This window comes from Streptomyces sp. NPDC042371, assembly GCF_056437465.1.
This window is the reverse complement of the sequence record NZ_JBWKAP010000009.1, coordinates 143,007-169,433: the sequence shown is the minus strand read 5'-3', so window position 1 is coordinate 169,433 and position 26,427 is coordinate 143,007. Positions and strand designations below refer to the sequence as shown.

Annotated in this window: 29 protein-coding genes; 15 read left to right on the top strand and 14 right to left on the bottom strand. The window is 71.2% G+C overall.

What is annotated here, in order from left to right; genetic code table 11:
* Window positions 1-81: 81 nt before the first annotated feature.
* Window positions 82-681 (bottom strand): TetR/AcrR family transcriptional regulator, encoded by a 600-nt coding sequence (locus tag AC068B_RS27490; RefSeq protein WP_478674482.1) that lies wholly within the window; start codon window positions 679-681, stop codon window positions 82-84.
* Window positions 682-960: 279 nt separating this feature from the next.
* On the opposite strand from AC068B_RS27490, the gene AC068B_RS27485 reads away from it, so the two are divergent.
* Window positions 961-1,935: a DMT family transporter gene (locus tag AC068B_RS27485; protein ID WP_478674305.1), complete on the top strand. Its 975-nt coding sequence runs from the start codon at window positions 961-963 to the stop codon at window positions 1,933-1,935.
* Here the strand turns inward: AC068B_RS27485 and AC068B_RS27480 are convergent.
* Both AC068B_RS27480 and AC068B_RS27475 read right to left on the bottom strand, forming a co-directional pair.
* Window positions 1,886-2,563 (bottom strand): TetR/AcrR family transcriptional regulator, encoded by a 678-nt coding sequence (locus AC068B_RS27480; protein ID WP_478674304.1) that lies wholly within the window; start codon window positions 2,561-2,563, stop codon window positions 1,886-1,888. The two genes, AC068B_RS27485 and AC068B_RS27480, sit on opposite strands and share 50 nt — an antisense overlap.
* A 2-nt stretch (window positions 2,564-2,565) precedes the next feature.
* Window positions 2,566-4,038 carry an MFS transporter gene (locus AC068B_RS27475; protein ID WP_478674303.1) on the bottom strand — a complete coding sequence of 491 codons (1,473 nt, stop codon included), beginning with the start codon at window positions 4,036-4,038 and terminating at the stop codon, window positions 2,566-2,568.
* Between the two features lie 211 nt (window positions 4,039-4,249).
* Between AC068B_RS27475 and AC068B_RS27470 the strand changes: the two genes are divergently transcribed.
* The 4 genes from AC068B_RS27470 (at window position 4,250) to AC068B_RS27455 (ending at window position 8,445) form a co-directional block, all read left to right on the top strand.
* A complete protein-coding gene (locus AC068B_RS27470) occupies window positions 4,250-5,137 on the top strand; it encodes a Gfo/Idh/MocA family protein (protein ID WP_478674302.1) in 888 nt (295 codons plus the stop codon).
* A gap of 433 nt (window positions 5,138-5,570) precedes the next feature.
* Window positions 5,571-6,392, top strand: a complete 822-nt coding sequence (locus tag AC068B_RS27465; RefSeq protein WP_356267703.1) for an MmyB family transcriptional regulator — start codon at window positions 5,571-5,573, stop codon at window positions 6,390-6,392.
* Between the two features lie 161 nt (window positions 6,393-6,553).
* Entirely contained in the window at window positions 6,554-7,594 is a 1,041-nt protein-coding gene (locus tag AC068B_RS27460; RefSeq protein ID WP_478674301.1) for a PhlD, read from the top strand.
* Between the two features lie 62 nt (window positions 7,595-7,656).
* A complete protein-coding gene (locus tag AC068B_RS27455; protein ID WP_478674300.1) occupies window positions 7,657-8,445 on the top strand; it encodes a GNAT family N-acetyltransferase in 789 nt (262 codons plus the stop codon).
* Between the two features lie 46 nt (window positions 8,446-8,491).
* On the opposite strand, the gene AC068B_RS27450 is transcribed toward AC068B_RS27455, so the two are convergent.
* The 4 genes from AC068B_RS27450 to AC068B_RS27435 all read right to left on the bottom strand — a co-directional run bounded on the left by AC068B_RS27450 (window position 8,492) and on the right by AC068B_RS27435 (window position 11,529).
* On the bottom strand, window positions 8,492-9,043 hold the full coding sequence (locus AC068B_RS27450) for an isochorismatase family protein (protein WP_478674299.1): 552 nt from the start codon (window positions 9,041-9,043) through the stop codon (window positions 8,492-8,494).
* A gap of 44 nt (window positions 9,044-9,087) precedes the next feature.
* Window positions 9,088-10,509 (bottom strand): MFS transporter, encoded by a 1,422-nt coding sequence (locus AC068B_RS27445; RefSeq protein WP_478674298.1) that lies wholly within the window; start codon window positions 10,507-10,509, stop codon window positions 9,088-9,090.
* Window positions 10,506-10,949: a MarR family winged helix-turn-helix transcriptional regulator gene (locus tag AC068B_RS27440; RefSeq protein ID WP_478674297.1), complete on the bottom strand. Its 444-nt coding sequence runs from the start codon at window positions 10,947-10,949 to the stop codon at window positions 10,506-10,508. Before AC068B_RS27440 ends, AC068B_RS27445 begins: the two co-directional genes overlap by 4 nt.
* Window positions 10,950-11,139: 190 nt before the next feature.
* Window positions 11,140-11,529, bottom strand: coding sequence for an ArsR/SmtB family transcription factor (locus AC068B_RS27435; protein ID WP_478674296.1), 390 nt, complete (start codon window positions 11,527-11,529; stop codon window positions 11,140-11,142).
* 94 nt (window positions 11,530-11,623) lie between these two features.
* On the opposite strand from AC068B_RS27435, the gene AC068B_RS27430 reads away from it, so the two are divergent.
* Both AC068B_RS27430 and AC068B_RS27425 read left to right on the top strand, forming a co-directional pair.
* Window positions 11,624-13,615 carry a heavy metal translocating P-type ATPase gene (locus tag AC068B_RS27430; protein ID WP_478674295.1) on the top strand — a complete coding sequence of 664 codons (1,992 nt, stop codon included), beginning with the start codon at window positions 11,624-11,626 and terminating at the stop codon, window positions 13,613-13,615.
* A gap of 51 nt (window positions 13,616-13,666) precedes the next feature.
* Window positions 13,667-13,795 (top strand): hypothetical protein, encoded by a 129-nt coding sequence (locus tag AC068B_RS27425; protein WP_306337737.1) that lies wholly within the window; start codon window positions 13,667-13,669, stop codon window positions 13,793-13,795.
* A gap of 75 nt (window positions 13,796-13,870) precedes the next feature.
* Here AC068B_RS27425 and AC068B_RS27420 read toward each other — a convergent pair whose 3' ends face one another.
* Window positions 13,871-15,097, bottom strand: a complete 1,227-nt coding sequence (locus tag AC068B_RS27420) for an acyl-CoA dehydrogenase family protein (protein WP_150181991.1) — start codon at window positions 15,095-15,097, stop codon at window positions 13,871-13,873.
* A 164-nt stretch (window positions 15,098-15,261) separates the two neighbouring features.
* Between AC068B_RS27420 and AC068B_RS27415 the strand changes: the two genes are divergently transcribed.
* Complete coding sequence (locus AC068B_RS27415; protein ID WP_150164114.1) at window positions 15,262-15,906, top strand: TetR/AcrR family transcriptional regulator; 645 nt, start codon at window positions 15,262-15,264, stop codon at window positions 15,904-15,906.
* A gap of 2 nt (window positions 15,907-15,908) precedes the next feature.
* Here AC068B_RS27415 and def read toward each other — a convergent pair whose 3' ends face one another.
* Window positions 15,909-16,448: a peptide deformylase gene (gene def, locus AC068B_RS27410; RefSeq protein WP_468567020.1), complete on the bottom strand. Its 540-nt coding sequence runs from the start codon at window positions 16,446-16,448 to the stop codon at window positions 15,909-15,911.
* 152 nt (window positions 16,449-16,600) lie between these two features.
* Between def and AC068B_RS27405 the strand changes: the two genes are divergently transcribed.
* From AC068B_RS27405 to AC068B_RS27385, 5 genes are all read left to right on the top strand, one after another.
* Window positions 16,601-17,839, top strand: coding sequence for a MurT ligase domain-containing protein (locus AC068B_RS27405; RefSeq protein WP_478674294.1), 1,239 nt, complete (start codon window positions 16,601-16,603; stop codon window positions 17,837-17,839).
* A 23-nt stretch (window positions 17,840-17,862) separates the two neighbouring features.
* Window positions 17,863-18,591, top strand: coding sequence for a type 1 glutamine amidotransferase (locus AC068B_RS27400; protein WP_055568086.1), 729 nt, complete (start codon window positions 17,863-17,865; stop codon window positions 18,589-18,591).
* Window positions 18,592-18,759: 168 nt separating this feature from the next.
* On the top strand, window positions 18,760-19,785 hold the full coding sequence (locus tag AC068B_RS27395) for a 6-phosphofructokinase (protein WP_356267727.1): 1,026 nt from the start codon (window positions 18,760-18,762) through the stop codon (window positions 19,783-19,785).
* A 108-nt stretch (window positions 19,786-19,893) separates the two neighbouring features.
* Window positions 19,894-20,844, top strand: a complete 951-nt coding sequence (locus tag AC068B_RS27390; protein WP_356267729.1) for a cytochrome c oxidase assembly protein — start codon at window positions 19,894-19,896, stop codon at window positions 20,842-20,844.
* 87 nt (window positions 20,845-20,931) lie between these two features.
* A complete protein-coding gene (locus AC068B_RS27385) occupies window positions 20,932-21,090 on the top strand; it encodes a hypothetical protein (protein WP_107098122.1) in 159 nt (52 codons plus the stop codon).
* Window positions 21,091-21,152: 62 nt separating this feature from the next.
* Here AC068B_RS27385 and AC068B_RS27380 read toward each other — a convergent pair whose 3' ends face one another.
* A complete protein-coding gene (locus AC068B_RS27380; RefSeq protein ID WP_478674293.1) occupies window positions 21,153-21,545 on the bottom strand; it encodes an SSI family serine proteinase inhibitor in 393 nt (130 codons plus the stop codon).
* A 227-nt stretch (window positions 21,546-21,772) separates the two neighbouring features.
* Here AC068B_RS27380 and AC068B_RS27375 point away from each other — a divergent pair, with 227 nt between their 5' ends.
* Window positions 21,773-22,522: a lysophospholipid acyltransferase family protein gene (locus tag AC068B_RS27375; protein WP_468567011.1), complete on the top strand. Its 750-nt coding sequence runs from the start codon at window positions 21,773-21,775 to the stop codon at window positions 22,520-22,522.
* Between the two features lie 26 nt (window positions 22,523-22,548).
* On the opposite strand, the gene AC068B_RS27370 is transcribed toward AC068B_RS27375, so the two are convergent.
* The 4 genes from AC068B_RS27370 to AC068B_RS27355 form a co-directional block, all read right to left on the bottom strand.
* Complete coding sequence (locus AC068B_RS27370; protein WP_478674292.1) at window positions 22,549-22,779, bottom strand: hypothetical protein; 231 nt, start codon at window positions 22,777-22,779, stop codon at window positions 22,549-22,551.
* A gap of 77 nt (window positions 22,780-22,856) precedes the next feature.
* Complete coding sequence (locus AC068B_RS27365) at window positions 22,857-24,482, bottom strand: alpha/beta hydrolase (protein WP_478674291.1); 1,626 nt, start codon at window positions 24,480-24,482, stop codon at window positions 22,857-22,859.
* Window positions 24,483-24,656: 174 nt separating this feature from the next.
* Window positions 24,657-25,250, bottom strand: coding sequence for an exonuclease domain-containing protein (locus AC068B_RS27360; RefSeq protein WP_478674290.1), 594 nt, complete (start codon window positions 25,248-25,250; stop codon window positions 24,657-24,659).
* Between the two features lie 164 nt (window positions 25,251-25,414).
* The gene (locus AC068B_RS27355) at window positions 25,415-25,783 is read right to left on the bottom strand and encodes a VOC family protein (protein WP_478674289.1); all 369 of its coding nucleotides are present in this window, start codon (window positions 25,781-25,783) and stop codon (window positions 25,415-25,417) included.
* Between the two features lie 63 nt (window positions 25,784-25,846).
* On the opposite strand from AC068B_RS27355, the gene AC068B_RS27350 reads away from it, so the two are divergent.
* Entirely contained in the window at window positions 25,847-26,305 is a 459-nt protein-coding gene (locus AC068B_RS27350) for a MarR family winged helix-turn-helix transcriptional regulator (RefSeq protein WP_478674288.1), read from the top strand.
* Window positions 26,306-26,427: the final 122 nt, after the last annotated feature.

Below are 26,427 nucleotides of genomic sequence, written 5' to 3'. Positions count from 1 at the left end.
GTCAGTTCCACCGACTGACCCCGTCGGACGCCAGGACCCCCGCGCCCGGAAGCGAACATTCCAGCCACGGGCAAAGACTTGTCAACGCTCTCCGGACACCCGGCCCCGCCCCTGCTCGACGGCGGCGCGGGACAGCACCTCCGCTTCCCCACGGGCCTCATTGATGGCATCGGGAAACAGATGCAGGCCGTGCGCGACGAGCGCACCCTCGTGCAGCAGCATCAGCGCCCGCCCCAGCCGGGCACCCGCGCCTACGCCTCCACTCGGCGCGATCTCCTCGGCGAGGCCGGTGAACAGCGCGAGCATCCAGGCCTTCTGGCCCATGATGATCGGGTACGCGGGGTGGGCGGGGTCACTGATCTCCGCGTGCGCGTTGACCATGCTGCACCCCTTCGTCAGATAACCGTCGGCCCAGTCGCGCGAGGCGTCGAAGACGGCGAGGATCCGGGCCCGAGGCGTGGCGGCGGCCTCCAAATACGGGGCGAGGAAGGCGCGCCAGCGCTCGTCCCGGTCGGCCAGGTACTCCACGACGATCTGCTCCTTGGAGCCGAACCGGTCATAGAGGGTCTTCTTCGTCACCCCGGCCTCAGCGGCGATCAGATCCACTCCGACGGCGTGGATGCCGCGCTCATAGAAGAGGCGCCCCGCGGCGTCGAGGGCGCGGCGCGCGGCCGGGGTCATGGCGATGCGATGCGGCGCGGCGACTCCGGGCCCAGCCCCACGGTCCGACCCGCGATCCGACCCGCCCTGCACCTCGCCTTCCGCCCCGCCTTCCGCCCCGCCTGCCGCCCCGCCTGCCGCCTCGGCTTCCGTCCTGTACGCGTCATCACCCATGCACCCCATGGTAGACCGACCTGTATACACGAGACCTATACCGATCTGTATACTCACTATCGCCATCCCAGGTAGACCGATCTGTCTACTCACTTGCGCCGAGCCGCCGCACGACGGGAGAAACCCATGAACGTCCTGCTGTCGACCGCATTCGTGCTGACCTGGAGCTCCGGGTTCATCGGGGCGAAACTGGGCGCGGGCAGCGCGTCCGCGGTGACGGTGCTGATGTGGCGCTTCCTGCCGCTGGCCGTGGTGCTCGGGCTGGTCGCCCTGGTGCTCTCCCGGGCGTCCTGGCGGGGTCTGACGGCGCGCGATGTCGGGCGGCAGGCGGTCGTCGGCGCGCTGTCGCAGAGCGGCTATCTCCTGACCGTGTACCTCGCGATCCAGCTCGGCGTGTCCAGCGGTACGACCGCCCTGATCGACGGCACCCAGCCGCTCGTCGCGGGCGCTCTCGCCGGGCCCCTGCTCGGCCAGTACGTCTCGCGCACGCAGTGGACCGGCCTCGGCCTCGGTGTGACCGGCGTCGTCATCGTCACCGCCGCGGACTTCGCGCACGGCGGCGACGCCCCTGCCTGGGCCTATTTCGTGCCGTTCCTCGGCATGCTCTCGCTGGTGGCGGCGACGTTCCTCGACCGGCGTGCGCCCCGCCCGGTCGCCCCTTCGGTGTCGATGACCGTCCACTGCGTCACGAGCGCCGTGGTCTTCACGGGCCTCGCGCTGGCGGCGGGGGCCGCGACGCCACCGGCCGAGGCTTCCTTCTGGGCGGCGATCGGGTGGCTGGTGGCGCTCTCCACGTTCGGCGGGTACGGCCTGTACTGGCTGATCCTGCGGCGCTCGGGGGTCACCCAGGTCAACACGCTGATGTTCCTCATGGCGCCCGTGACCGCCCTGTGGGGCGCCCTGATGTTCGGTGAGCCCTTCGGGCCGCAGACCGTGTCGGGCCTGGCCGTCGGGCTCGCGGCGGTGGTGGTCGTACGGCGGGGCGCGGCTCGACGGGGGCCGAACCGGTGTGAGGCCGAACGGCCGGGTGCCGTCGCCCCGGCGGCGCGGGTCAGCGAGGCGTCAGGAAGGCCTGCACCAGGGGCGCGTACCGGTCGGTGATCTCGGCGATCTCCGTGGCGCGCAGGTGCGGGCCGCGGGCGATGCCGTACATCACGCCCAGGCCGAGCAGCATGCCCACGGCCAGCTCGGCCCGGAGCCCCGCGTCCGGCCCCGAGAGCCGCTCGGTGAGCCGATCGGCCACCTGGACGCGGAAGTTGGCGCGCAGTATGTCGCCCTGCTCGCCCTGGAGCGGGGCGAAGACGATGCGCAGGATCGGGTCGGCGCCCCGCTCGGCCTGACCGGTGAGCAGGTGCCGGACCATGTGGCGCCCGAGGTCGACGACGGGGGCGTCGAGAAAGGCCCCGGCGTCGGCCTCGAACGACATGACCTGGGAGAACAACGCGTCCTTGTTCCCGAAGTACTTGAGGATCAACGGCGCACTCACCCCGGCCCGGTCGGCCACGGCCTTGAGGGTGATGTCACCGTGCGCGTGCCGGGCGAGGAGATGGCGTGCGGCACGGATGATGGCCCCCTTGCTCGCCTCGGCGTCCCTGCGCCCGGCGGGAGGGGCGGGGTTCGGGCGGGGGTCGGCGTGCGAGAGCGCGTCGGCGTTCGACGGCCCGTCCGCCTCCGCAGCCGCGCCCCCCTGGGAATCCGCGCCCGCCGCCGTCGTGTTCCTCGCCGCCATCGTCAGCTTCCCTCCAGCGCGGTCTCCTGGGTCGGCCCGCCGCGTCCGGCGGTCTTCCGGTCGCTCTTCGGGGCCGTGTCCGAGGGTATGGCGAGTGCGGTGACACATGCGATGAGCGCGACCGTGCCCGCCAGGGTGAAGGCGAGTTGGTAGCCGCCGAGCGTGGGGAAGCGGACGCCGTCGGCGGACGAGGCGTGCCGGACGAGTACGGCGGCGACCGCCGCGCTGGAGACGCTCTGGCCGATCGTCCGCATCAGGACATTCACGCCGTTCGCCGACGCGGTCTGCTCGACCGGGACCGCGCGCAGGATCAGCGTGGGCAGCGCCGAGTACGCGAAGGTCGTCCCGGTCGACACGACCGCGGCGCCGATCATGATCACCCACAGCTCCCGGCTGTCGACGATGCGTACGGCATAGCCGAGCGCCATGATCGCGCCGCCGACCGCGAGGGTGACCCGGGGCCCGCGTGCCGTAGAGACGCGGGCCGAGAAGGGCGAGAGGACCAGCATGATCACGCCGTTGGGCAGCAGGCACAGACCGGTCGCCACGATCGACAGCTCCAGGCCGTAGCCGCTCTCCGCGGGCGCCTGCACCAATTGCGCGGTCACCAGCGAGTTGGCGTAGAAGGCGAACCCGGCGAGCAGCGCGGTCACGTGCGGCAGGGCGACGCGCCGTCCGGACGCCAGGCGCAGGTCCACCAGCGGCTGCTCCGCCCGCAACTGCATCCGCCACCAGACGGACAGGATGACGACGGCACCCGCGAACAGCCCGAGGACGGGCCCACTCCCCCACCCCCACTGACCGCCCTGCGACACCGCGAGCAACAGGCAGACGAGTCCGGCCGCCAGGCCGAGCGCGCCCCACGTGTCGAACCGCCCCGGCGAACGCACCGGAGACTCCCGCACGGCCCACCGGGCGAGCAGGAGACCGGCGGTGCTCAGTGCTGCCGTCACCCAGAACATGACGTGCCAGTCCGCGTACTGCACGATGAGCGCGGCCAGCGGCAGACCGAGCGCCGCGCCGATCCCGACCGTGGAGCTCATCAGGGCGACGGCGGACGCGGTGCGCTGCGGCGGGAGTTCGTCGCGCAGGATGCTGATGGACAGGGGCACCACCGCGGCGGACGCGCCCTGCAGGGCCCGTGCCGCGATCAGCAGCCGGATGTCGGACGTGAGCGCACAGAGCACCGAGCCCCCGGCCATCAGGCCGAGGGCGATCAGCAGGACGCGGCGCTTGCCGTACATGTCACCGGCCCGGCCGAGTACGGGTGTGAGCACCGCTCCGGACAGCAGTGTCGCGGTGACCAGCCAGGACACGGCACCGGCCGAGCTGTCCGTCAGGCGGGGCAGATCGGGCAGCAGCGGCACGACGACGGTCTGCGTGACGGCCATGAGGATGCCGCCGAAGGCGAGCACGGGGACAGCCAGCCGACTGCGCAGCCCTCCCGCGCCACCGGCTGTCGGAACAGGCGCCATGGCCTCTCTCCCCCTGCTGTGAGGTGAATAGCCATTCACCATATCGGGTGAATGGCTATTCACCGAGAGGTGCCGAGAGGAATTAGGGAGACAGTGGACCCTCGGACCCCGGCCGTACACCGTCGCCCCTTGGCCGTGAACCGCCCAGGCGGGCCGCGCACCTCCTGCCGCGACAGGTCCGCGGCGGGCGGCTTCGGTCATACTGCGGCCCATGAACCGACTCCGCTTCGGCCTGGTGGGCACGGGCCCCTGGGCCTCCGCCACGCACGCCCCCGCGCTGGCCCGGCACCCGGGCGTGGACCTCAGTGGCATCTGGGGCCGCCGCCCCGAAGCGGCGGCCGCGCTCGCCGCCGAGCACGGCACGCGGGCGTACGCGGACGTGGACGAGCTGTTCGCCGCGAGTGACGCCGTGGCGTTCGCGGTACCGCCCGACGTGCAGGCACCCCTCGCCGCGCGGGCCGCGGCGGCGGGCTGCCATCTACTGCTGGACAAGCCCGTGGCCACGACGCCCGCCGGGGCGCGGGACCTCGCGGCGGCGGCCGAGCGTGCGGGGGTGGCCTCCGTGGTCTACTTCACGCTGCGCTTCACCCGCGCCTCGGCGGCCTGGCTGGCCGACCAGGTCGCCACGGGCGGCTGGTTCACGGGCCGCGCCGACTGGTACGGCTCGTTCTACGCGCCGGACGGCAGCGCCGCGTTCTCGTCGCCCTGGCGCGCGAGCCGGGGCGGCCTGTGGGATGTCGGCCCGCACGCCCTTTCGATGCTGCTGCCCGTACTCGGCGACGTCACCGACGTGACCGCGGCACCGGGCCCCAGGGACACGGTCCATCTGATCCTGCGGCACACGGGCGGCGCCTCCAGCACGGCGACGCTGACCCTCTCGGCACCGGCGAAGTGCGAGGGCGTGGCGGTGGAGCTGCGCGGCGAGAACGGCACGGCGGTGCTTCCGTCGTGGGAAGACGCGGGCGACCCGTTCGGAGCGGCGGTGGACGCGCTCGTCGAGTCCGCGGCCACGGGCACGCCGCATCCGTGCGACGTACGGTTCGGGCTGCGCGTCTCGGAGATTCTGGCGCGGGCGGAGGAGCACATCACGGCCACGTGATCCGCCCGGGACAACCACGGGCGGCCGGTACCGTGGCCGCTACGTAATGGCGAGTGACGGCACCGACCGCATCCGGTGGTCCTACGGAACCGGCGCGGGGAGCAGAGCTGTGCGGTCCTGCGCTGCTCCGATTCCGACCACACGGATCAAAATACGAACAGTTGTCCCACACGCTTCCCACATCGGCCCTGTAGGCCTAGGGGGTACCCAATGCCGGGGAATTTCAGCCATTCTCGAACTCCCCGGACAAGATGCCCCGCTGTTGTGCACGGGCGCCCGCCGACGATCAAACCTGCAGGTCGGTGACCCCGCAAGCTCCATCATGCCCGAGCAACTGATCGTTTTCTTCGGGCAATGTTTACTACCAAAGCCGATGTGAATATTTAGACTGATCACGCTCCAACTCGGCGTGCACCAAGAGGGATTACCCACCATGAACAAGACGGCGCTCCGCGCTCTGCTCCGCGAACGACGCGCCCTCATAGCCCCCGAATCGCACGGCTTCGCCCGCCCGACAGGCCAGGGCCGGCGCGCCCCCGGCCTGTCACAGCACCAGGTCGACCAACTGCTCCACCGCACGTTCGGGACGTATCACCGTCTCGAGTCCGGCAATTACCCCAATCCGCCGACCTCGCTGCTCCGGGACGTGGCACGCCTGTTCGGGCTGAACGAACAGGAGTGGGTGTCCCTCTGCCGGTACGCACTGCTGCAGGACCCGCCGGGACCGCTCCACCTCTCCTCCGGCAAGGAGGTGCCCGGCGTCTGGCAGGAGGCGGTCGACGGCATCGGACACATGGCCTACGTGACCGACGCGTCCTGGGAGATGCTCGCGTACAACACCGCCTTCGCCGGCATGTTCCCGAGCGGCAAGGTCCCCGGCAACACGCTGCGCTGGATGCTCCTGGACCCGCACGGGCGCGAGACCCTGATGGACTGGCACACCGCCTGGGCCCCGATGGTGCTGCCTCAGCTGCGGGCGGCGCTCGCCACCAGGCCCGACGACGACATCCTGCGGCAGATCGAGAAGGAGATCCTGGCCGACCCCGAGACCGCCGATCTCTACGCCGCGGGCAACTCCCATCCACACCCCGACGGCGACGAGCGCCCCCTGCTGCACGCCCTGGAGGGCCCCGGCTGGGTCACCATGTGCGCGGCGCAGCCCCTGACGGCGCCCGGCTCCCGGCTGATGATCCTGGTGTTCCACCGCGGCACGCACCGCATCCACTCGCGGGCGCCCATCCTCCGCTCCGACTGAGCCCGCGCACACACCTCATACGCGCATCTCACACACGCGTATCGCACACACGCGCATCGCACACACATTCGAGAATACGGCGCTCGACAGGGCACTCCCGGCACAGTGCAGTACTTTGGCCACACCCCCACCCGCTTCGCCGATCCATGGGGAGTCGCCTCGTGACTGCTCACGTACTCAGACCACACACCGTCTTCGGCGACCACAAGGTCACCACGGCCGAGATAGCCGAGGACGTGAGCGCGCACCACGCCGACCACCCTCGGTTGCGCGCCATCCTCCGCGTCATCGGCAATTGCGGCGTGCAGACCCGCCATTTCACGCGCCCGCTCGGCTCCCCCACGGTGTCCGGGACGGCCGACGTCGGCGAACGCGCGCAAGTCGCCTTCACCGACGCGCTCGCCATGGCCGAGCGCGCCTCGGCCATGGCCCTGGACAGCGCGGGCCTCGCCGCGCAGGACATCGACGCGATCGTCACCACGCACACCACGAGCTGGGCCGTCCCCAACCTGGACATCCACCTCGTCACCCGCCTCGGCCTCCGTCCCGACCTGCGCCGCATCGCGCTCACCTCGGTGGCCTGCCCCGGCGGCACCCAGGCCCTCACCCGCGCCGCCGACCTCATCGCCGCACGGCCCGGCAGCAAGGTCCTGGTCGTGGCCTCCGAGGTGCTGTCCAGCATCTACCACCACAGCGACACCACCATCGAGTCGATGATCTACAAGGCGCTGTTCGGGGACGCGGCCTCCGCGACCGTCGTCACCGACACACCGCTGGGTCCCGGACTGGCCATCGAGGACACCTTCGAGTACGTCCTGGCGGGCAGCCTGGAGCGCCAGCGCGGCCGGATCTCCATGGACGGCATCCACTTCGACTCGACCAAGCAGGTCCTTGCCGCCGTCACGGACGTGATGCCGCACCTCCTGGAGTGGCTGGGCCCGCGGCAGCTCGACTTCGCCGTCATCCACCCCGGCAGCCCGCGCATCATCGCCGACACGGCGGCCGCGCTGCGCATGGACGAGCACGACTCCCGGCACTCCACGGACACGCTCAGCCACGAGGGGAACCTCGGCGGCGTGAGCATCCTGCGCGTCCTGGAACGCACCCACGCCGACCCTCCGGAGGACGGCGCGCACGGCGCGGCCATCGCCTTCGGACCCGGCTTCGCCACGGCGGCCGTGCGCTGCCGCTGGCAGACCTAGGCCCTCAGGCCCCCGGCGGAAAATCGGTTGCCGCCGCTTCGGCCCGCTGCTGAGGTGACCGCATGGATCATGCAGCGGTACTGGCCGCGTACGACCGCCAGCTTCGGCACGACACGCAGGGCGAAGGCGGTGACACCCGGGTCGAGCGGACCGGTGGCGTCGTCCGTGTGACCGGCTCGGCACACGACTGGAACGGCGTCCTGTGGACCGACATCGACGCGTCGACGGCGGACGCCGTGATCGCTGAGCAGGTGCGCCACTTCACCGACGCCAGGCGCGAGTTCGAGTGGAAGCTGCACTCCTACGACCGGCCCGAGGACCTCGGCGGGCGTCTTCTCGCGGCCGGGTTCGAGGCCGAGCCGGTGGAGACCGTGATGGTCGCCGAGGCCGCCGCCCTGCCCGCGGGCCCCGAACTGCCGGACGGCATCCGGCTGCTCCCGGTGACGGACGCGACAGGCGCACGGCTCATGGCCGAGGCGCACCTCGCCGCGTTCGGGGAGGACGACGCGGCGCTGAGCGAGCACCTCGCCCGGCGTGTGCTCGCCCAGCTCACCGAGGCGCCGGACGAGATCGTGGCGGTCGTCGCGATGGCCGGTGACCGGCCGGTGTGCGGCGCGCGGATGGAGTTCCGCCCCGGCACCGACTTCGCCGGGCTCTGGGGCGGCGGCACCGACCCGCAGTGGCGCGGCAAGGGCATCTACCGCGCGATGGTGGCCCATCGCGCCCGCATCGCCGTCGAGCGCGGCTACCGCTATCTGCAGGTGGACGCCTCGGACGACAGCCGCCCGATCCTGGACCGACTCGGTTTCGCCACGCTGTGCACGACCACGCCGTACGTGTACCGCCCGTAGGCCGTGGGCGTTCCTGCCGTGCGCGTTCCGGCCGTGGGCCGAGGCCTCATCCGAGGAGCTTGGCGATGGCTTCCGTGGTGTCCGTCTCGCCGAGGCGCGGGAAGATCTTCTCGACGCTGTTGCGGTGGGCGTCGGCGTCCATGTCGGTGACGGCGTCGACGGCCACGGTCACGTGGTAGCCGTGCTCGTGCGCCGCGCGGGCCGTCGACTCCACGCCGATGCTCGTCGCGATGCCCGCAAGCACGACCTGGGTGACGCCCCTGCGGCGCAGCTGGAGGTCGAGGTCCGTGCCGTAGAAGGCGCCCCACTGCTGCTTGGTGACGACGATGTCCGCGTCGGTGCGGCGGAGCTCGGGCACGAGCTCCGCCCAGTCCGCGGGCACGTCGCCGCCGCGCGCGGGGGCCTCGGTGCGGCCGGGGGCGCCGCCGGTCACCCGCACCAGGACCACGGGCAGTCCGCGCTCGCGGAAGGCGTCGGCGAGCGCGGCGGCCCGTTCGACGATCCGCTGCGAGGGGTGGGCGGTGGGCAGCGCGGTGATGCCCTTCTGGAGGTCGACGAGGACGAGAGCGGTGGTGGGGTCGAGGACGGTGGCAGTCATGGGTGTCGCCTTTCGCATCTGTTCTTGTCTCATACGTTCTTGTCTCATGCGTTCTTGGCTTCCTGGTCCCGGCCGGGGCGGCGGCGCAGCGCGCGGTCCGTGGCGGTCAGGACGATCAGGGCAAGCGCCAGGACGGCGCCGACGGCGGCCATGAGGTGCAGCCCGCCGTCGTCGGCCCGCTGCCCGTAGGCGAGGCCGATCAGGCCGGAGGCCGTGATGGCGCCGATGTACTGCGCGGTGCGCTGGAGTCCCGCCGCCGACCCGATGGCGTCGGCGGGCGCGAACTGCTGCACGGCGGCCTGGTTGCCGGTGCCCATGAGCCCCTGTGGAATCCCGAAGCAGGCCCCGGCCAGAAGCAGTACGGCGAGCGGCGTGGACCCCGTGGTGCAGAGCAGCAGCGCGCTGCCCGCGGTGAGGAGCACGGCGGCGACGGTGAGCGGGGCGCGGATGCCCTTGGTGCGCGCCCCGATCAGGGAACAGGCCAGCGCGGTCAGGGACATCGGCAGCATGACGAGTCCGGTGTGCAGCGAGGAGTAGCCGCGCTCCTCCTCCAGCCACTGTGTGAAGCCGTACATCACGCAGTACACGACGAGGTAGCTCAGTCCGTGCCGCAGATAGGTGCGGGCGAGCGCGTGGTTGGCGCCCAGCATGCGCAGGTCGATGAAGGGGTGCGGGTGGCGCAGCTGCCACCGGGTGAGCAGCGCGGAGAGCAGGACGACCGGGGCCAGTAGCAGCCACATCGGATGGCGCAGGTCGAGCAGGAACACGACGAGGCAGCTCAGTGCGCCCGTGAAGAGCGTGATGCCGAGCGGGTCGAGCGTGTTCGCCCGGCCTGCCGCCGGGGTCTCGCGCGGGATGTCCTTGGGGATCCACCGCAGGGCGGTGGCGTACGCGATGAGCGCCACCGGCACGTTGACGGCGAAGACGGCGCGCCAGCCCGCGGTCGCGACGAGGAGTCCGCCGAGCGTCGGGCCGATCGCCGCGCTGCCGAGCGCCGCGAAGGAGAGGCGGCCCAGGACGGTGCGCGGGGTCGGGCTGCCGAGCCGCGTGGACTCGTCGCGCAGGACGGCCATCGCGGCGGGGTACGCGGCGGACGAGCCGACGCCGAGCAGCGCCCGGGAGACGAGCAGCCAGCCGAATCCGGGGGCGAGCGCCCCGACGAGGCCCGACGCGACGACGAGCGCGAGTCCGCCGAGGAAGACGCGGCGCGGTCCGATGCCGTCGGCGAGCTTGCCGAGCACGGGCTGGGCGACGGCGCTCGCGAGGTAGAGCACGGAGACGAGCCATGCGGTGTCGGAGGCGCCGACGCCGAAGTCGTGGCCGATCGCCACCAGGCCGGTGGAGATCATCGTGGTGTTGAGGGGATTGAGCAGGGAGCCGAGGAGCAGCGGTGCGGTCAGCCGCGCGCCGAAGCCGGGCCGCTCCGGCGCCGGTCGTTTCGCCCTCGCGACGGACGTGACCCTCACTTCTGCACCAGTCGCTCCAGCAGCACGATGGCGTCGGCGAGTCTGCGCAGCTCCGCCTGGTCGAGCTCTTCGGAGACCGCGTCCGACAGCCAGCCCCGCTTGGCGGCCCGTCCGTCGGTGAGGGTGCGGCGGCCCTCTTCGGTCAGGGAGACCACGGACTGCCGCCCGTCGTCCGGGTCGGGCGCCCGCTCGATGAGCTCCATGGCTTCGAGGGCGGCCACGGTCATCCGCATCGACTGCGGCCGCACGAACTCGGCGCGCGCCAGGCCCGCGGTGGTGCTGGGGCCGCCACGGTCGAGGCGGGCGAGCACGGAGCGCTGCGAGGGGCTGAGCCCGTTCATCGGCGAGGCGCTGCGCAGTTTCCGTACGAGATGTCCGACGACGTGCGTGAGGTCGGCGGCGACTTGCTCGGGCGTCGGTTCGTGCACGGGTCCGCTCATACCGCCACGCTACGAGATCGACAGTCAGACTTGCAAGTCTGCCTTTCTAATATCGCCGCGACCGCATGCGGTTCCGTTTTCGCGATGGATACGCCGACCCGTCGGCATGCTGTCCGAGGAGGCCCGGGACGCGACGTCCGACCCCGTCGCCCTGGCGCGAGCCGCGGAACCGGCGCCCAACTAGGGGAACCTACGGCCGGGGCGCAGCCGGGGCCGCTTCGGCCGCGGGGGCGTCGCGCAGGCCGAGCCGCAGGTGCTCGACGTGGAAGAGGGCCTGTTCCAGCAGCTCGGCGACGTGGCCGTCATAGAGGGCGTAGACGATGGAGCGGCCCCGGCGTTCCCCGGCGACGAGGCCGAGATTGCGCAGCAGGCGGAGCTGGTGGGAGCAGGCCGAGGCTTCCATGCCCACGGCCTCGGCGAGGTCGCCGACCGCGCAGGGGCCTTCCTGGAGGCGGGCCAGGATGTACAGCCGCGAAGGGGTGGCCAGGGCCTGAAGCGTGGCGGCGACGTCGGTCGCCCCCACCGCATCCAGGCGCTCCCGGGGGCTGGCGTGGTGCGTGACGTCGACTCCGTGACCCATGGCGCCATCCTACTCGTCACATATGAAGACCTGTTCAGGTGTTCCTGTACGGTGGGCGCGTCGCCGTCCTCCGCCCCGAAGGGGTCTCTTTGCCATGCCTTCCGACCTGATCCAGCGGCCCGCACAGGCAGCGCCGACCGCCCCGGATACCGCGCCGAAGCGACGTACCCGGGTGTTCGCCCTGGCGGAAGCGCGCTGGGCCGCCGCGGCACTGGTGCTGTTCCTGATCGCGCTGCCGCTCCAGCTGACCGGCGCGTCCGCCTGGTCGTGGGGCCCTCTCTACGCCGCCGCCTACGTCACCGGCGGGTGGGAACCGGCCTGGGCGGGGCTGACGGCACTGCGGGAGAAGACCCTCGATGTGGATCTGCTGATGATCGTGGCCGCGATCGGCGCGGCCTCGATCGGGCAGCCGATGGACGGCGCGCTGCTGATCGTCATCTTCGCCACCTCCGGCGCGCTGGAGGCCCTGGCCACCGCCCGGACCCAGGACGCGGTGCGCGGCCTGCTCGACCTCGCGCCGACCGTCGCCACCCGCCTGGCCGACGACGGCAGCGAGTCGACGGTCCCTACGCAGGAGCTGGTGGTCGGGGACACCGTCCTGGTCCGCCCCGGCGAGCGGGTCGGCGCGGACGGCCGCGTCCTGTCCGGGCTCAGCGAGGTGGACCAGGCCACCATCACCGGTGAGTCGCTGCCCGTCGCGAAGGAGGCCGGGGACGAGGTCTTCGCAGGCACGCTGAACGGCACGGGTGCCCTGCGGGTCAAGGTCGAGCGGGACGCCTCGGACTCGGTGATCGCCCGGATCGTGGCGATGGTCGAGGAGGCCTCCGAGACCAAGGCGCCGACCCAGTTGTTCATCGAAAAGGTCGAGCAGCGGTACAGCGTGGGCATGGTCGTCGCGACGCTGGCCGTCTTCCTGGTCCCCCTCGCGTTCGGCGCGGACCTGACCGCTTCGCTGCTGCGGGCGATGACTTTCATGATCGTGGCCTCGCCGTGCGCGGTGGTCCTTGCGACGATGCCTCCGCTGCAGTCGGCGATCGCCAACGCCGGACGCCATGGCGTCCTGGTGAAGTCCGCGGTGGTGATGGAGCGCCTCGGGCAGGTCGACGCGGTCGCCCTGGACAAGACCGGCACCCTGACCGAGGGCACCCCGCGCGTCACCGACATCCGCCCACTGCCCCGCTCCGGGCTGTCCGAGGACGCCCTGCTGGCGCTGGCGGCCGCCGCCGAGCACCCCAGCGAACACCCCCTGGCCCGTGCCGTCGTCGACACTGCCCGCACGCGCGGCCTGGCCATCGCCGACACGCGGGACTTCACTTCCACGCCCGGCGTCGGCGTCACCGCCACCGTCACCGGCCGCACCGTCACGGTCGGCGCGCCCGCTCGCCTCCTCGACCACCACGCCGACACCGCGACGGTCAGCGCCGCCGAGGCCGCGGGCGACCTGGAGGACGGTGGCCGCACGGCCGTCCTTGTCCTGCTCGACGAGGTCCCGGTGGGGGTGCTGGGCATCGCCGACCGGCTGCGTCCCGACGCCGCCGCGACCGTCGCCGACCTGACCGAACTGACCGGCAGTTCGCCGATGCTGCTGACGGGCGACAACCCCCGCGCCGCCGCCCGCCTGGCCGCGGAGGTCGGCATCGCCGGTGACGACGTCCACGCCGGACTCCTGCCCCAGGACAAGGTCGAGGTCGTACGGTGCCTGGAGGCCCGCGGCCGCAGGACGATGGTTCTCGGCGACGGCGTCAACGACGCCCCGGCCCTGGCCGCCGCCCACACCGGAATCGCCATGGGCCGCGCCGGGTCCGACCTCGCTCTGGAGACCGCCGACGCCGTCGTCGTCCGCGACGAACTCGCCACCGTCCCCCAGGTCATCGCCCTGTCGCGGGCGGCCCGCCGCCTGGTGGTGCAGAACCTGGTCATCGCCGGGGTCTTCGTCTCCGGCCTGGTCGTCTGGGACCTGGCGGGCAACCTGCCGCTGCCGCTCGGCGTTCTCGGCCACGAGGGCTCCACCGTCGTCGTCGGCCTCAACGGGCTGCGTCTGCTGCGTGACGCGGCCTGGAACCGCGCCGCAGGGGCCATGCGGTGAGCCGCCGTAGCAGAATGTCCGTCACTCCCCACCCCTGACAAGGAGCACGACGTGACCACCCTCGCCCTGTACCTCCCCGGTTCGGGCGCCCTCCCGCGCTGGATGCAGATCACCGTCGGCGTAGTGGTTCTCGGGCTGGTCGCGGCCCGGATCTGGTTGACCTTCCGGCGCCGGAAATAGCCCCTGAAGACCTGAAGAGAAGCCCCTCGGCTCACAACGCCGAGGGGCTTCTCTTCAGGTCTTCAGGGGGTGGTCCTAGCGGATCGGCATCCCCGAAAGCGTCCGCGCGATGACGAGACGCTGGATCTCGCTCGTGCCCTCGAAGATCGTGTAGATCGCGGCGTCGCGGTGCATGCGCTCCACCGGGTACTCGCGGGTGAAGCCGTTGCCGCCGAGGATCTGCACGGCCTGCGCGGTGACCTTCTTGGCGACCTCGCTCGCGTACAGCTTCGACATGGAGCCCTCGGCCGACTCGAACTTCTTGCCGGTGGTGGCCATCCAGGAGGCGCGCCACACCAGGAGGCGGGCCGCGTCGATCTGGGTGCGCATGTCGGCGAGCTGGAAGGCGATGCCCTGGTTGTCGATGATCGGGCGGCCGAACTGGGTGCGCGTCTTGGCGTACTCCAGGGCCTCCTCGTACGCGGCACGCGCCGTGCCGACCGCCATGGCGCCGACCGCCGGACGGGAGGCCTCGAAGGTGGCCATCGCCGCGTTCTTGACGCGCTCGCCGCCGGACTTGGCGCGCTCCCGCGCACGGGCCATGCGCTCGTCCAGCTTCTCCTTGCCGCCGAGCAGGCAGTGACCCGGGACGCGGACGTCCTCCAGGACGACCTCGGCGGTGTGCGAGGCACGGATGCCGTGCTTCTTGAACTTCTGCCCCTGGGACAGGCCCGGGGTGTTCGGCGGAACGATGAAGGAGGCGTGCCCCTTCGAGCCGAGCTCGGGGTCGACGACCGCGACGACGACGTGGACGTTGGCTATGCCGCCGTTGGTCGCCCAGGTCTTCGTGCCGTTCAGGACCCACTCGTCCTTGGCCTCGTCGTAGACGGCGCGGGTGCGCATGGCCGCCACGTCGGAGCCCGCGTCGGGCTCCGAGGAGCAGAAGGCGGCGACCTTCACGTCGTTCACGTCGCCGTACATCTGCGGGATCCAGGTGCCGATCTGTTCCTCGGTGCCGTTGGCGAGCACGCCGACGGCGGCCAGACCCGTGCCCATGATGGACAGGCCGATGCCCGCGTCACCCCAGAAGATCTCCTCCGTCGCCATCGGGATGCCGAGGCCCGAGGGGTCGAAGAACTGCTGTGCGTAGAAATCGAGCGAGTAGATCCCCAGCTTCGCCGCTTCCTGGATGATGGGCCACGGGGTCTCTTCGCGCTCGTCCCACTCGGCGGCCGCGGGGCGGATCACATCGGCGGCGAACCCGTGGAGCCAGTCCCGGACCTCCTTCTGCTCGTCGTTGAGCTCCATGGTGAACTCGGCCATGACCCCTCCAGGACCTGCGATCATCTGCGACGTTACTTGCGGTAACCGCAGTCTGTTACTGGCCAGTAGTCCATGTCAACTCCCGATGGCCCGTTCGATACGCACGGGACGCCGGGTGTTACGTTGCGCGTGCGTCACCGATTCAGCACGGGCGGGGAGAAACGATGGAGACCACGCAGCGGACCGATCAGCAACGGTCCGCGGAGCACCGACGGCGAGAGCTGCTCGAGGCCGCCGACCGGGTCGTGCTCCGCGACGGCCCCGGCGCCTCGATGAACGCCATCGCCGCCGAGGCGGGCATCACCAAGCCGATCCTCTACCGCCACTTCGGCGACAAGGGCGGCCTGTACGCCGCGCTCGCCAAGCGGCACACCGACGCCCTCCTGGAGGCCCTGCGCGCCGCGCTCGACGCCCCTGCCGAGCGCAGGGAGCGGGTCGAGGCGACGCTCGACACCTATCTCGCGGCCATCGAGGCCCGCCCGCAGGTCTACCGCTTCCTCATGCATCCGTCGGAGGCCCCCTCCCCCGGCGAGCAGGGCTTCGACGTCGGGCTGCACTCGGCTCCCCTGCTGCGCCGCCTCGGCGAGGAGCTCGCGGAGGTCATCGAGGAGCGCGTCGACCTCGGCCCGGAAAGCGCCCAGCTCGCCCGGGTGTGGGGGCACGGCATCGTCGGCATGATGCACGCGGCCGGCGACTGGTGGCTCGGCGAACGGCCCTGCCCCCGCGCCCAATTGGTACGCAGTCTGGCCGACCTCCTGTGGGGGCGGCTCGCGGCGGCGGGCAACCGCGTCGGAGGTCCCGGGTTCTGACCTCACACGTTCCAGGGGGCCTTGGCTGCGGCCCGCAGCACCCTGCGGCGCCGCCAGCCCGTGACGCGCTCGGTGTAGACACCACCGTCGAGGTGGTCGCACTCGTGCTGGAGGCAACGGGCGAACCAGCCCGTGCCGTGCACCTCGATCGGCTCCCCCCGCAGATCGAAGCCTTCGACCACGGCGTGGTCGAAGCGCGGCGTGCCCGCCTCGAGGCCGGGCAGCGACAGACAGCCCTCCGGGCCGCGCAGCGTCACGCCGTCCGCCTCGACGAGCCTGGGGTTGACCACGTGCCCGAGGTGGCGGACGTCCTCGTCGTCGGGGCAGTCGTAGACGAACACCCGCAGGCCCACGCCGACCTGGTTCGCGGCGAGTCCCGCGCCCCGCGCGGCGTACATCGTCGCGAACATGTCCTCGATGAGGACCGCCAGTTCGGGGCCGAAGTCGGTGACCTCCTCGCACGGCGCGTGCAGCACCGGGTCACCGAGCAGGGTCAGAGGTCGAACGCGCCCCGAGGCGCCTGGGATCGTGCTGTGTCGCATGGCGGCAAGAGTACGGTCCGGGGGACGGAGCGCCACCGGCGAGGTGCCGAGGTGGTGCCGTGATTCGGGCTTGTCAACGGATCTCGATAGGCTGAGCAGCGAAACGATGCCGGGGGCAGGCGCGGCGCCGTACGCAAGGAGGATCTCGACAGATGTCAGGCAACACGGACCCGCTGTCGCCGCGGGCCAAGCTGGCCGTGACGGCGGGCAAGGCGGCCGCGGCGGTGTCCCGGGCAGCGGGCCGCGGCAGCGGATCGGTGATCGGCGGCAAGGTCGCGCTCAGGCTCGACCCCGAGCTGCTCGGACGGCTCGCCACGCACCTGGACGTGGTCCTCGTGTCGGCCACCAACGGCAAGACGACCACCACGCGACTGATCGCCGAGGCACTGGGAGCCAGCGGCCCGGTCGTCTCGAACGCGCTCGGTGCGAACATGCCCGCCGGAATCACCTCGGCGCTCGCGGGCGGCTCGGACGCCAGGTTCGGCGTGATCGAGGTCGACGAGAAGTACCTCGCGGGTGTCGCCCGTGACGTCGACCCCAAGGCGATCGCCCTGCTCAACCTCTCCCGCGACCAGCTGGACCGCGCCGGAGAGACCCGCATGCTCGCCGAGAAGTGGCGCGAGGGCCTGGCCGGTTCCAAGGCCGTGATCATCGCCAACGCCGACGACCCGCTGGTCGTCTGGGCGTCCTCCTCCTCGCCGAACGTGGTGTGGGTGGCGGCGGGCCAGGAGTGGAAGGACGACGCCTGGTCGTGCCCGTCCTGCGGCGGCGTCATGCAGCGCCCCGGGGACGACTGGTTCTGCGGCGAGTGCGGTTTCCGCCGCCCGGCGCCCAGCTGGGTCCTCTCCGGCGACCACGTCCTGGACCCGCACGGCTCCGCGTGGCCGATCCACCTGCAGCTGCCGGGCCGGGCGAACAAGGCCAACGCCGCCTCATCGGCCGCCGTGGCCGCCGTCTTCGGAGTGCCGCCGCAGGTGGCCCTGGAGCGCATGTACCAGGTGCAGGCGGTCGCCGGACGCTATGACGTCGTGCAGTTCCAGGGCCGCGACCTGCGGCTGCTCCTCGCGAAGAACCCCGCGGGCTGGCTCGAAACGTTTTCGCTGATCGACCCGCCGCCGACCCCGGTGATCCTCTCCGTGAACGCGCGCGGCGCGGACGGCACGGACACCTCCTGGCTCTGGGACGTCGACTACACCCGTCTCGCCGGTCACCCGATCTTCGTGCTCGGCGACCGCAAGCTGGACCTCGCCGTGCGCCTCGAGGTCGCGGGCCTGGACTTCCGGGTCTGCGAGACCGTCGACGAGGCGGTGCAGCTCGCCCCGCCGGGACGCATCGAGACGATCGCGAACTACACCGCGTTCCAGGACCTTCGCCGCCGCGTCGGCAACTGACCCGCCCGGATAAGGACATGAGCATGAGCGACAACAGCCTGCGGCTGGTGTGGGTCTACCCCGACCTGCTGAGCACGTACGGAGACCAGGGCAACGCCCTGGTGGTGGAGCGCCGCGCGCGTCAGCGCGGTCTCCAGGTCGAGCGCTACGACGTGCGCAGCGACCAGCCGGTGCCCACCTCCGGCGACATCTACCTGATCGGTGGCGGCGAGGACCGCCCGCAGCGTCTCGCCGCCGAGCGGCTGCGCCGCGACGGCGGCCTGGCGCGCGCGGTGGGCAACGGCGCGATCGTCTTCTCGGTCTGCGCCGGATACCAGATCCTCGGCAACGAGTTCATCAACGACCTCGGCCAGCGCGAGCCGGGTCTCGGCCTCCTCGACGTGGTCTCCACCCGCGGCGAGGGCGACCGCTGCGTCGGCGACGTGCTCGGCGACATCGACCCGCAGCTCGGCCTGCCGCCGCTGACCGGCTTCGAGAACCACCAGGGCATCACGCACGTCGGCCCGGCCGCGCGCCCCTTCGCCCGCGTCACCCTCGGCCGCGGCAACGGCACGGGCGACGGCACCGAAGGCGCGTACAACGGCACGGTCTTCGGGACGTACATGCACGGCCCCGTCCTCGCCCGCAACCCGCTCATCGCGGACCTGCTCCTGAAGCTGGCCCTCGATGTGAACGCGCTGCCGCCGACGGACGACCGCTGGTACGAGGCGCTGCGCACCGAGCGCATCAACGCCGCGCAGCAGCCCGCGTAACACCCCGCAACAAGGGCCCGCTTGACGCCCCGCCCGCACATGTGAGCGGGGGCGTCCAGCCCTCGGACGCCGGGTGCGGCCCCGCCCCCCGGCGCCTATAGGGTGGCGGGGATCCAGCCGGACGACGTGGTCCGGTCATCGACCCACGTTGCAAAGGTATTCCGGGCAATGCGCATTGGTGTCCTGACCTCCGGCGGCGACTGCCCCGGCCTGAACGCCGTCATCCGCTCCGTCGTGCACCGCGCGGTGGTGGACCACGGCGACGAGGTCATCGGCTTCCACGACGGCTGGAAAGGCCTCCTGGAATGCGACTACCGCAAGCTCGACCTCGACGCGGTGGGCGGCATCCTCGCCCGCGGCGGCACGATCCTCGGCTCCTCCCGCGTCCAGCCCGCGAATCTGCGGGACGGCGTCGAGCGCGCCAAGGGGCACGTCGCCGACCTCGGCCTCGACGCGATCATCCCGATCGGCGGTGAGGGCACCCTCAAGGCCGCCCGGCTGCTCTCGGACGCGGGCCTGCCCATCGTCGGCGTCCCCAAGACCATCGACAACGACATCGCCGTCACGGACGTCACCTTCGGCTTCGACACGGCCGTCGGCGTGGCGACCGAGGCCCTCGACCGACTCAAGACCACCGCGGAGTCGCACCAGCGCGTGCTCATCGTCGAGGTGATGGGCCGGCACACCGGCTGGATCGCCCTGCACTCGGGCATGGCCGCGGGCGCGCACGCCATCGTCGTCCCGGAACGCCCCTTCGACATCGAGGAGCTGGCCCAGAAGGTGGGGGAACGCTTCTCCGCGGGCAAGAAGTTCGCGATCGTCGTGGCCGCCGAGGGCGCCAAGCCCCGCGCGGGCTCCATGGAGTACGACGAGGGCGGCAAGGACGTCTACGGCCACGAGCGGTTCGCAGGCATCGCCCGGCAGCTCTCCCTCGAACTGGAGCAGCGCCTCGGCAAGGAGGCCCGCCCGGTCATCCTCGGCCACGTCCAGCGCGGCGGTACCCCGACCGCGTACGACCGCGTGCTCGCGACCCGCTTCGGCTGGCACGCCGTGGAGGCCGTGCACCGCGGCGAGTTCGGCAGGATGACGGCGCTGCGCGGCACGGACATCACGATGGTGCCGCTCGCCGAGGCCGTCGAGACGCTGAAGACCGTGCCCGAGGAGCGGTACGCCGAAGCGGAGTGCGTGCTCTAGTCCTGTTGCTCGTTGTACTACTTGCCCCCGGTCGCGTCAGCGGCCGGGGGCAGTTCTACTCTGGTGCCGACACACCTCGCACAATCCGCACGAATCAGGAGCCATTGGATGGATCACAGCGGGCACGGCATGAACATGGATCTGCCGCCGTTCACGCTGGGGCGAGGCCTCGAGCTGTCGGCCGACCCCTTCTTCCTCATCGGCTGCCTGGTGGCCCTCGCCCTGTACGGGTGGGGCGTGGCGCGGCTGGTGCGGCGCGGTGACAAGTGGCCGGTGGGCCGCACGATCTCGTTCGTGCTCGGCGTCCTGACCGTGCTCCTCGTGATGTGCACCAAGCTCAATGACTACGGCATGGTCATGTTCAGCGTGCACATGGTGCAGCACATGGTGATCAGCATGCTGTCGCCGATCCTGCTGCTGCTCGGTGCGCCGATCACGCTGGCGCTGCGTGCGCTGCCGACGGCGGGGCGTGGCCGCAAGGGTCCGCGCGAGTGGCTCCTCTGGCTGCTGCACAGCCGCTACATCAAGATCATCACGCATCCCGCGTTCACGATCCCGCTGTTCATCGCGAGCCTGTACGCGCTCTACTTCACGCCGCTCTTCGACACGCTGATGGGCTCCAAGGCGGGCCACATCGGGATGATGGTCCACTTCCTCGCCGTCGGCCTGGTCTTCTTCTGGCCGATCATGGGCGTCGACCCGGGGCCGCACCGGCCCGGTTATATCTTCCGGATGCTGGAGCTGTTCGCGGGCATGCCGTTCCACGCGTTCTTCGGCATCGCCCTGATGATGGCGACCGAGCCGATGATCGGTACGTACATGCACCCGCCCGCCTCGCTCGGCATCGACGCGCTCTCCGATCAGGAGGCGGCGGGCGGCATCGCCTGGGCCTTCAGCGAGATCCCGTCCGTCGTGGTCCTGGTGGCCCTGCTCTTCCAATGGCGCAAGTCCGAGGACCGCGAAGCCCGGCGCAAGGACCGCGCGGCCGACCGGGACGGCGACAAGGACCTCGAGGCGTACAACGCCTATCTGGCCTCACTGGCCGCACGCGGACGCTAGCGCAGGAGGGGCCTCCCGGGTGACGATGGTCTTCGGACCGCGGTCTGGGCGCATCGGCGCCGCAGGCTGCCGGGAGGAGGCTGAGCTATGCCAGGTTCCACGAAGACCATGGGTGGGTTCACCATCGGAGGTCTCGTCATGGTGACGGCCTATACGGTGGCGCTCGGAAGCAACGGCTGGTTGTGGTTCGGCTGGGTCGTGCTCGGTCTGATCACGCTGGCGATGGTGCTGTCGCGCACCGCATGACCGCGGTGCCGCGCGACCGTGGTCCGCTCGGCGCGGCGTCGCGCGACCGTCGTCGGCGCCGCTCAGAAGCGGAACACGTAGCCGGTGTCCGCGTCCATCGCGCAGGCGTTCGGGTACGTCTTGTGCCAGCTGGTCGCCCGGCCCTCGTACGACCCGGTCACCGTCGCCGTGACCGGGTCGAACTCCTTCGTGCACGCGTGCGGGTCGTCGGGCAGCGCGTTGAAGTCCCCGCCCGCCTGAGCGATCGCCTCGCAGGCCTTGGCCGCCTGCGGGTGGGCCCCCGACGGTTCGGGCGCGCAGTGCAGCAGCACGCCGCGGATCCAGGTGTGGTCGGCGCCCGACACGGTGAGGAAGAGTCCACGCTTCGGGGTGGGGACCGGGTCCGCCGCCGCGTGGGCGGGGGCGAGCCCTCCGAGAGCGATGAGAGTGGCGGCAGCGAGGGGAAGCGAGCGCAAGGAAGACCTCCGGGGTACGCGCCGGATGCACCGACGGCGGTGACGTTCCGTGGCGTCGCAGGACGCCGGGGAGAGGCCAGGGCACCCTCCGGCCGGGACGTCCGTCGAGCCGCCACGCCGGTCGTTCGCCCGTCCGGCGCCGCGCAAGGGCCCGAACGGGCTCTCGCTTCCACGCCGTCGATTGGCTACTGTGCGTCGGCACCGGGATCAGGGGGAAGGCGGCCGCCATGTTCTACCTACTGCTCAAGCACGTGATCCTCGGCCCGCTGCTCCGGCTGATGTTCCGGCCCAGAATCGAGGGCCTGGAACATGTGCCGGACGCCGGCGCGGCCATCGTCGCGGGGAACCACCTGTCGTTCTCCGACCACTTCCTGATGCCCGCGATCATCAAGCGCCGCATCACGTTCCTCGCGAAGGCCGAGTACTTCACGGGCCCGGGCCTCAAGGGGCGCCTGACGGCCGCGTTCTTCCGCAGCGCGGGGCAGATCCCGGTGGACCGCTCCGGCAAGGAAGCGGGGCAGGCCGCGATTCGCGAGGGCCTCGGCGTGCTGCGCAAGGGCGAGCTGCTCGGCATCTATCCGGAGGGCACCCGCTCGCACGACGGAAGGCTCTACAAGGGCAAGGTCGGCGTCGCGGCGATGGCGCTCAAGGCCCAGGTGCCGGTGGTCCCGTGCGCCATGATCGGCACCTTCGAGGCGCAGCCGCCCGGCCAGAAGGTCCCGAACTTCAAGCGGGTGACGATCCGCTTCGGCAAGCCCCTCGACTTCTCGCGGTACGTCGGCATGGAGAACGAGAAGGCCGTGCTCCGGGCCGTCACCGACGAGATCATGTACGCGATCCTCGGGCTCTCCGGACAGGAGTACGTCGACAAGTACGCGGCCGTCGTGAAGGCGGAGGAGGCCGAGGAAGCCGAGCGGGAGCGCTTGGCGGCCGGGGGCAAGGAGCCGCGCAAGTTCCCGCGGATGCCGCTGAGCTGACGGCCTCGGTACGGGGTGCGCCACAGCTAGGCACCGCCGCGGTTGGGCGCGAGCGTGTCCTGCGGCAAGGTGCAGCCCTCGTCCCGGTAGAGCGTCGCCACGGTGTCCGTGACGTTGTCGACGACGCCACCGCCGCCCGGCATCTTGATGCGCTCGTCGTCCGACGGGTTCTCCATGGCCTGCCGGAAGCCGGTGTCGGCGCGGTTGTCGGCGAAGGTGCCCGATGCGGCCTGGGCGCTGGTCGACAGCCCTGTCACCAGTGGCCCACCGCCCCTCGGCCGGGAAGACACCCGGACCGAGAGGCGGCGCGGCGTGCGCTCCGGTTCCGCTTCCGTTACGGCTTGGGCGTGGCGTGGGGGCCGCACGTCACGTCGGAGGCGTCCACCTTGCCGGTCAACAGGTAGGTGTCGACGCGGCTGTTGAGGCACGGGTTGACGAGGTTGGTGATGCCGTGCGAACCGGCGTCCTTCTCCGTGATCATGCGCGAGCCCTTGAGGCGCTTGTGCAGCTCGACGGCGCCGGGGTACGGCGTGGCCGCGTCACGCGTGGACTGCATGATCAGTGTCTTCGGCAGACCCTTGTGCGTGCGGACCTCCAGCGGGCGCTGCTGCTTGCTGGACCAGGTGGCGCAGGGCAGGTTCATCCAGGCGTTGCCCCAGGTCATGAAGGGGCTGGTCTTGTGGATGCGGGTGTTGTCGCGGTCCCACTTCCGCCAGCTGCGCGGCCACTTGGCGTCGGCGCACTCGACCGCGGTGTAGACCGCGTTGCCGTTCTCGCTGGCGATGTTGCCCGCGGTGTCGGACAGGTCGGGGCTCGCCGCCTCGACGAGGGGCTTCGGGTCGCCGGCGACGTACTTGCTCCAGTTCGTGGCGATCTCGACCCAGGACGAGTCGTAGTACGGCGCGTTCTGGAAGTAGGACTGCAGCTCGGCCGGGCCGACGACGCCGTCGAGGGGCTGCTGCTTGGCGGTGGCGCGCAGCTTGTCCCACTGGGCGCGGACCTTGCCGTAGGTGTCGCCGAGGTGGAAGGCGGAGTCGTTCTTCGCGACCCACGTCATCCAGTCGATGAGGCGCTTCTCGAAGGCCACGTCCTGGTCCAGGTTGACCTCGTACCAGATCTTGTCCGTGCGCGGGTTGACCACGGAGTCGAAGATCATGCGGCGCACGTGCGCCGGGAAGAGGGTGCTGTAGACCGCGCCCAGGTAGGTGCCGTAGGAGACGCCGAGGAAGTTCAGCTTCTTCTCGCCGAGCGCGGCGCGGATGACGTCCAGGTCGCGGGCGGTGTTGGGCGTCGTCATGTGCGGCAGGAGGTCGCCGCTGCGCTCCTGGCAGCCGTCGGCGTACTCGGCGGCGAGCTTGCGCTGGGCGCGCTTGTCGGCCTCGCTGTCGGGGATCGGGTCGAGCTTGGGCGCCTTCACGAACTCCTGCGGGTCGACGCAGGAGATGGGCGCGGAGTGCCCGACGCCGCGCGGGTCGAAGCCCACGAAGTCGTACGCCTTCGCGGTCTTCTCCCACAGCTTGCTCTTGGTGGTGACACGGCGCGGGAAGCGCATGCCGGAGCCGCCGGGGCCGCCCGGGTTGTAGACGAGGGAGCCCTGGCGCTCGTCCTTGCTCCCGGTGCTGCCGATGCGGTCGACAGCGAGCTTGATCTTCTTGCCGTTCGGCTTGGCGTAGTCGACCGGGACGGTGACCCAGCCGCACTGGATGGGCTTCTCCAGCCCCCAGTCGGCGGGGCAGTCCCGCCAGTCGATCCCGGCCTTCGCGGCGCGCTGCGCGGCGAGTTCGGCACCACGGGCCTCACGGTCCTTGCCGGAGCGGGCCGCGTCGGCCTTCGCCGCCGGGGCCGCGTCGGCGTTCGCCGTCGGGGCAGCGACGGCGCCCGCTATCAGCGTCGCCGCGACAAGCGCGCCCGCGGACCCGAACACCGTCGTCCGCCGTCTGGTCCCTGCTGACCTTCTCAAGTGGGGCCTCCCGCACATCGATTCGAGCAGATTCGATCAGTACGGGGGATCCTTGCGCCTGTGAGGTGGCTGAGAACAGATGTGGCGGGCGTTCTTTGCCAATCCGATAAACGGGGCGGGTGGTACCGGTGAGCGGTTCCGGCACGTCAGCCTGAACTTGTGGGAGGCGACGGGCTACCGGCAGCCCTCGGGCAGCGCGGCGCCGTTGTCGCGCAGATGACCGAGTGCGGCCGCGAAGGAGTAGCAGTCGAACAGCGCCGAGTGTTCTTGTCCGGCAGCGGGCTTGGGCAGTCCCAGTACGCTCCACAGACGGCCGACGTTCGCCTGCGCCGTGGCCGGTGCCACGGTGTTCAGCCAGGGACGGATGTTGACGAAGGCGGCGTCGAGGAAGCTGTTATTGATCTGTTCGCCGCGGGCGCGCGCCCAGCCGACGTTCTCGCCGAGCACCACCATGTCGTTGCCGTAGGACAGGACGGTCTGACCGCGGCAGAACCCCAGGAAGTCCCCCAGGGCCTCCGCGGCAGGGAGCCCGTCGCGGTCGACGGCCTGCTGGCTGATACCGGTGAGCTCGGTGAAGTACGAGGACAGCTCGGTGTTGAGCGTGGGGCGCACCAGAGCCTCGTACTCCTCGACGACTGTGCAGTCGTCGCGCAGGCGCAACGCACCGATCTGCACGATCTCGCGCAGCTGGCCGCGCGCTGACCAGTCCTGTTCCAGCGCGCGGGGCCACGAGGTGAATTCAAGGTCGAACACGACGAAGGTAGACATCCTGACACCCTGCCCGTCGCGCCCCCGGACGAGACGCCGGAGCACGGGATGTCCGGCACCTGTTCACGGTACGTGTATCCGGCATTGGCCTGACGGCTGGGCCATCGCCCGTGTCAGCGCCGGGCTGGTTGCGCGCGAAGAGCCCCTGAAGGTCACTCGGCTCGTCAGGCGCGGTCGTGGAGCGTGACGTGGTAACCGTCGGGGTCGGCGAAGGTGAAGGTCCGGCCGAACGGGCCGTCGATCGGCGCGGAGACGATGGTGTGTCCGTCGGCGACCAGAGCGTCGTGGATGGCCTGGACGTCGGTGGCGTGGAGCCAGATCGCGGCACCGATGCCGGGCTGGGCGACGGATGCGAGATCGATGCCGGGAACGACCTCGCGGAGTGCGAACGCGATCGGCTTCGTCTCGAAGACGACGGCGTGCGGAGGTCCGGCCTGCGAGCGGACGAGGCCGAGGTACTGCTCGTAGAACGCCCGCGAGGCGTCGAGGTCGCGCGCCTGGAGCGAGATGAAGTCGGGGCCGGTGACGGGCATGATGCTGCTCCTTCTCTTCGTGTCAGATTCCTGACACGCATCAACGTATGTCAGAATCCTGACATGAGTCAAAGCGGTGCCGGCGTCGACCTGGACAAATCACTGGGGTACCTCCTGAAGGAGGCTTCGAGCGCCCTGCGCGCAGCCATGGAGGAGGTGCTGCGGCCGCTCGGGATGAGCGTGACGCACTACTCCTGCCTCGAACTGCTGGCCCAACGGCCGGGCTTGTCGAACTCGGAGCTCGCGCGGGGCGCGTTCGTGACACGGCAGACGATGAACGTGCTGCTCCAGTCGCTGGAGCGAGAGGGCTACGTGACCAGGCCCGCGGAGGCACCCGTCGGAAAGGTTCTTCCCGCGAAGCTCACGGCCCGCGGCCGACGGAGCCTGGAGAAGGCGACCGCGGCGGTCCGGTCCGTCGAGGTCAGAATGCTGGCCGGGATGACCGAGACCGAGCAGGCAGGTGCGTTCCGGAGCCTGCAGAGCATGATTCATTCCCTGCGCGAAGGCGACGACGGCGCGTAGTCCGTTCCTCGGCGCACGGATTGCCGCGCCCGGACAGGCGCGGACCGGCTCCGGTGTCTCAACCCGTTGGACGCTGGGTGCCAGCGGTGCCGCCCTTGCTCCAGGGGCGGCACCGGTTGCTG

What these genes read in the sequence shown, in the direction of transcription:
- AC068B_RS27470 (WP_478674302.1), top strand. Translation starts at nt 4,250, where the DNA reads ATGAACCGACTCCGCTTCGGCCTGGTGGGCACGGGCCCCTGGGCCTCC.
- AC068B_RS27400 (WP_055568086.1), top strand. Translation starts at nt 17,863, where the DNA reads ATGAGCGACAACAGCCTGCGGCTGGTGTGGGTCTACCCCGACCTGCTG.
- AC068B_RS27385 (WP_107098122.1), top strand. Translation starts at nt 20,932, where the DNA reads ATGCCAGGTTCCACGAAGACCATGGGTGGGTTCACCATCGGAGGTCTC.
- AC068B_RS27480 (WP_478674304.1), bottom strand. Translation starts at nt 2,563, where the DNA reads ATGGCGGCGAGGAACACGACGGCGGCGGGCGCGGATTCCCAGGGGGGC.
- AC068B_RS27415 (WP_150164114.1), top strand. Translation starts at nt 15,262, where the DNA reads ATGGAGACCACGCAGCGGACCGATCAGCAACGGTCCGCGGAGCACCGA.
- AC068B_RS27390 (WP_356267729.1), top strand. Translation starts at nt 19,894, where the DNA reads ATGGATCACAGCGGGCACGGCATGAACATGGATCTGCCGCCGTTCACG.
- AC068B_RS27420 (WP_150181991.1), bottom strand. Translation starts at nt 15,097, where the DNA reads ATGGCCGAGTTCACCATGGAGCTCAACGACGAGCAGAAGGAGGTCCGG.
- AC068B_RS27360 (WP_478674290.1), bottom strand. Translation starts at nt 25,250, where the DNA reads ATGTCTACCTTCGTCGTGTTCGACCTTGAATTCACCTCGTGGCCCCGC.
- AC068B_RS27375 (WP_468567011.1), top strand. Translation starts at nt 21,773, where the DNA reads ATGTTCTACCTACTGCTCAAGCACGTGATCCTCGGCCCGCTGCTCCGG.
- AC068B_RS27475 (WP_478674303.1), bottom strand. Translation starts at nt 4,038, where the DNA reads ATGGCGCCTGTTCCGACAGCCGGTGGCGCGGGAGGGCTGCGCAGTCGG.
- AC068B_RS27455 (WP_478674300.1), top strand. Translation starts at nt 7,657, where the DNA reads ATGGATCATGCAGCGGTACTGGCCGCGTACGACCGCCAGCTTCGGCAC.
- AC068B_RS27435 (WP_478674296.1), bottom strand. Translation starts at nt 11,529, where the DNA reads ATGGGTCACGGAGTCGACGTCACGCACCACGCCAGCCCCCGGGAGCGC.
- AC068B_RS27350 (WP_478674288.1), top strand. Translation starts at nt 25,847, where the DNA reads ATGAGTCAAAGCGGTGCCGGCGTCGACCTGGACAAATCACTGGGGTAC.
- def (WP_468567020.1), bottom strand. Translation starts at nt 16,448, where the DNA reads ATGCGACACAGCACGATCCCAGGCGCCTCGGGGCGCGTTCGACCTCTG.
- AC068B_RS27485 (WP_478674305.1), top strand. Translation starts at nt 961, where the DNA reads ATGAACGTCCTGCTGTCGACCGCATTCGTGCTGACCTGGAGCTCCGGG.
- AC068B_RS27465 (WP_356267703.1), top strand. Translation starts at nt 5,571, where the DNA reads ATGAACAAGACGGCGCTCCGCGCTCTGCTCCGCGAACGACGCGCCCTC.
- AC068B_RS27395 (WP_356267727.1), top strand. Translation starts at nt 18,760, where the DNA reads ATGCGCATTGGTGTCCTGACCTCCGGCGGCGACTGCCCCGGCCTGAAC.
- AC068B_RS27355 (WP_478674289.1), bottom strand. Translation starts at nt 25,783, where the DNA reads ATGCCCGTCACCGGCCCCGACTTCATCTCGCTCCAGGCGCGCGACCTC.
- AC068B_RS27405 (WP_478674294.1), top strand. Translation starts at nt 16,601, where the DNA reads ATGTCAGGCAACACGGACCCGCTGTCGCCGCGGGCCAAGCTGGCCGTG.
- AC068B_RS27440 (WP_478674297.1), bottom strand. Translation starts at nt 10,949, where the DNA reads ATGAGCGGACCCGTGCACGAACCGACGCCCGAGCAAGTCGCCGCCGAC.
- AC068B_RS27430 (WP_478674295.1), top strand. Translation starts at nt 11,624, where the DNA reads ATGCCTTCCGACCTGATCCAGCGGCCCGCACAGGCAGCGCCGACCGCC.
- AC068B_RS27450 (WP_478674299.1), bottom strand. Translation starts at nt 9,043, where the DNA reads ATGACTGCCACCGTCCTCGACCCCACCACCGCTCTCGTCCTCGTCGAC.
- AC068B_RS27490 (WP_478674482.1), bottom strand. Translation starts at nt 681, where the DNA reads ATGACCCCGGCCGCGCGCCGCGCCCTCGACGCCGCGGGGCGCCTCTTC.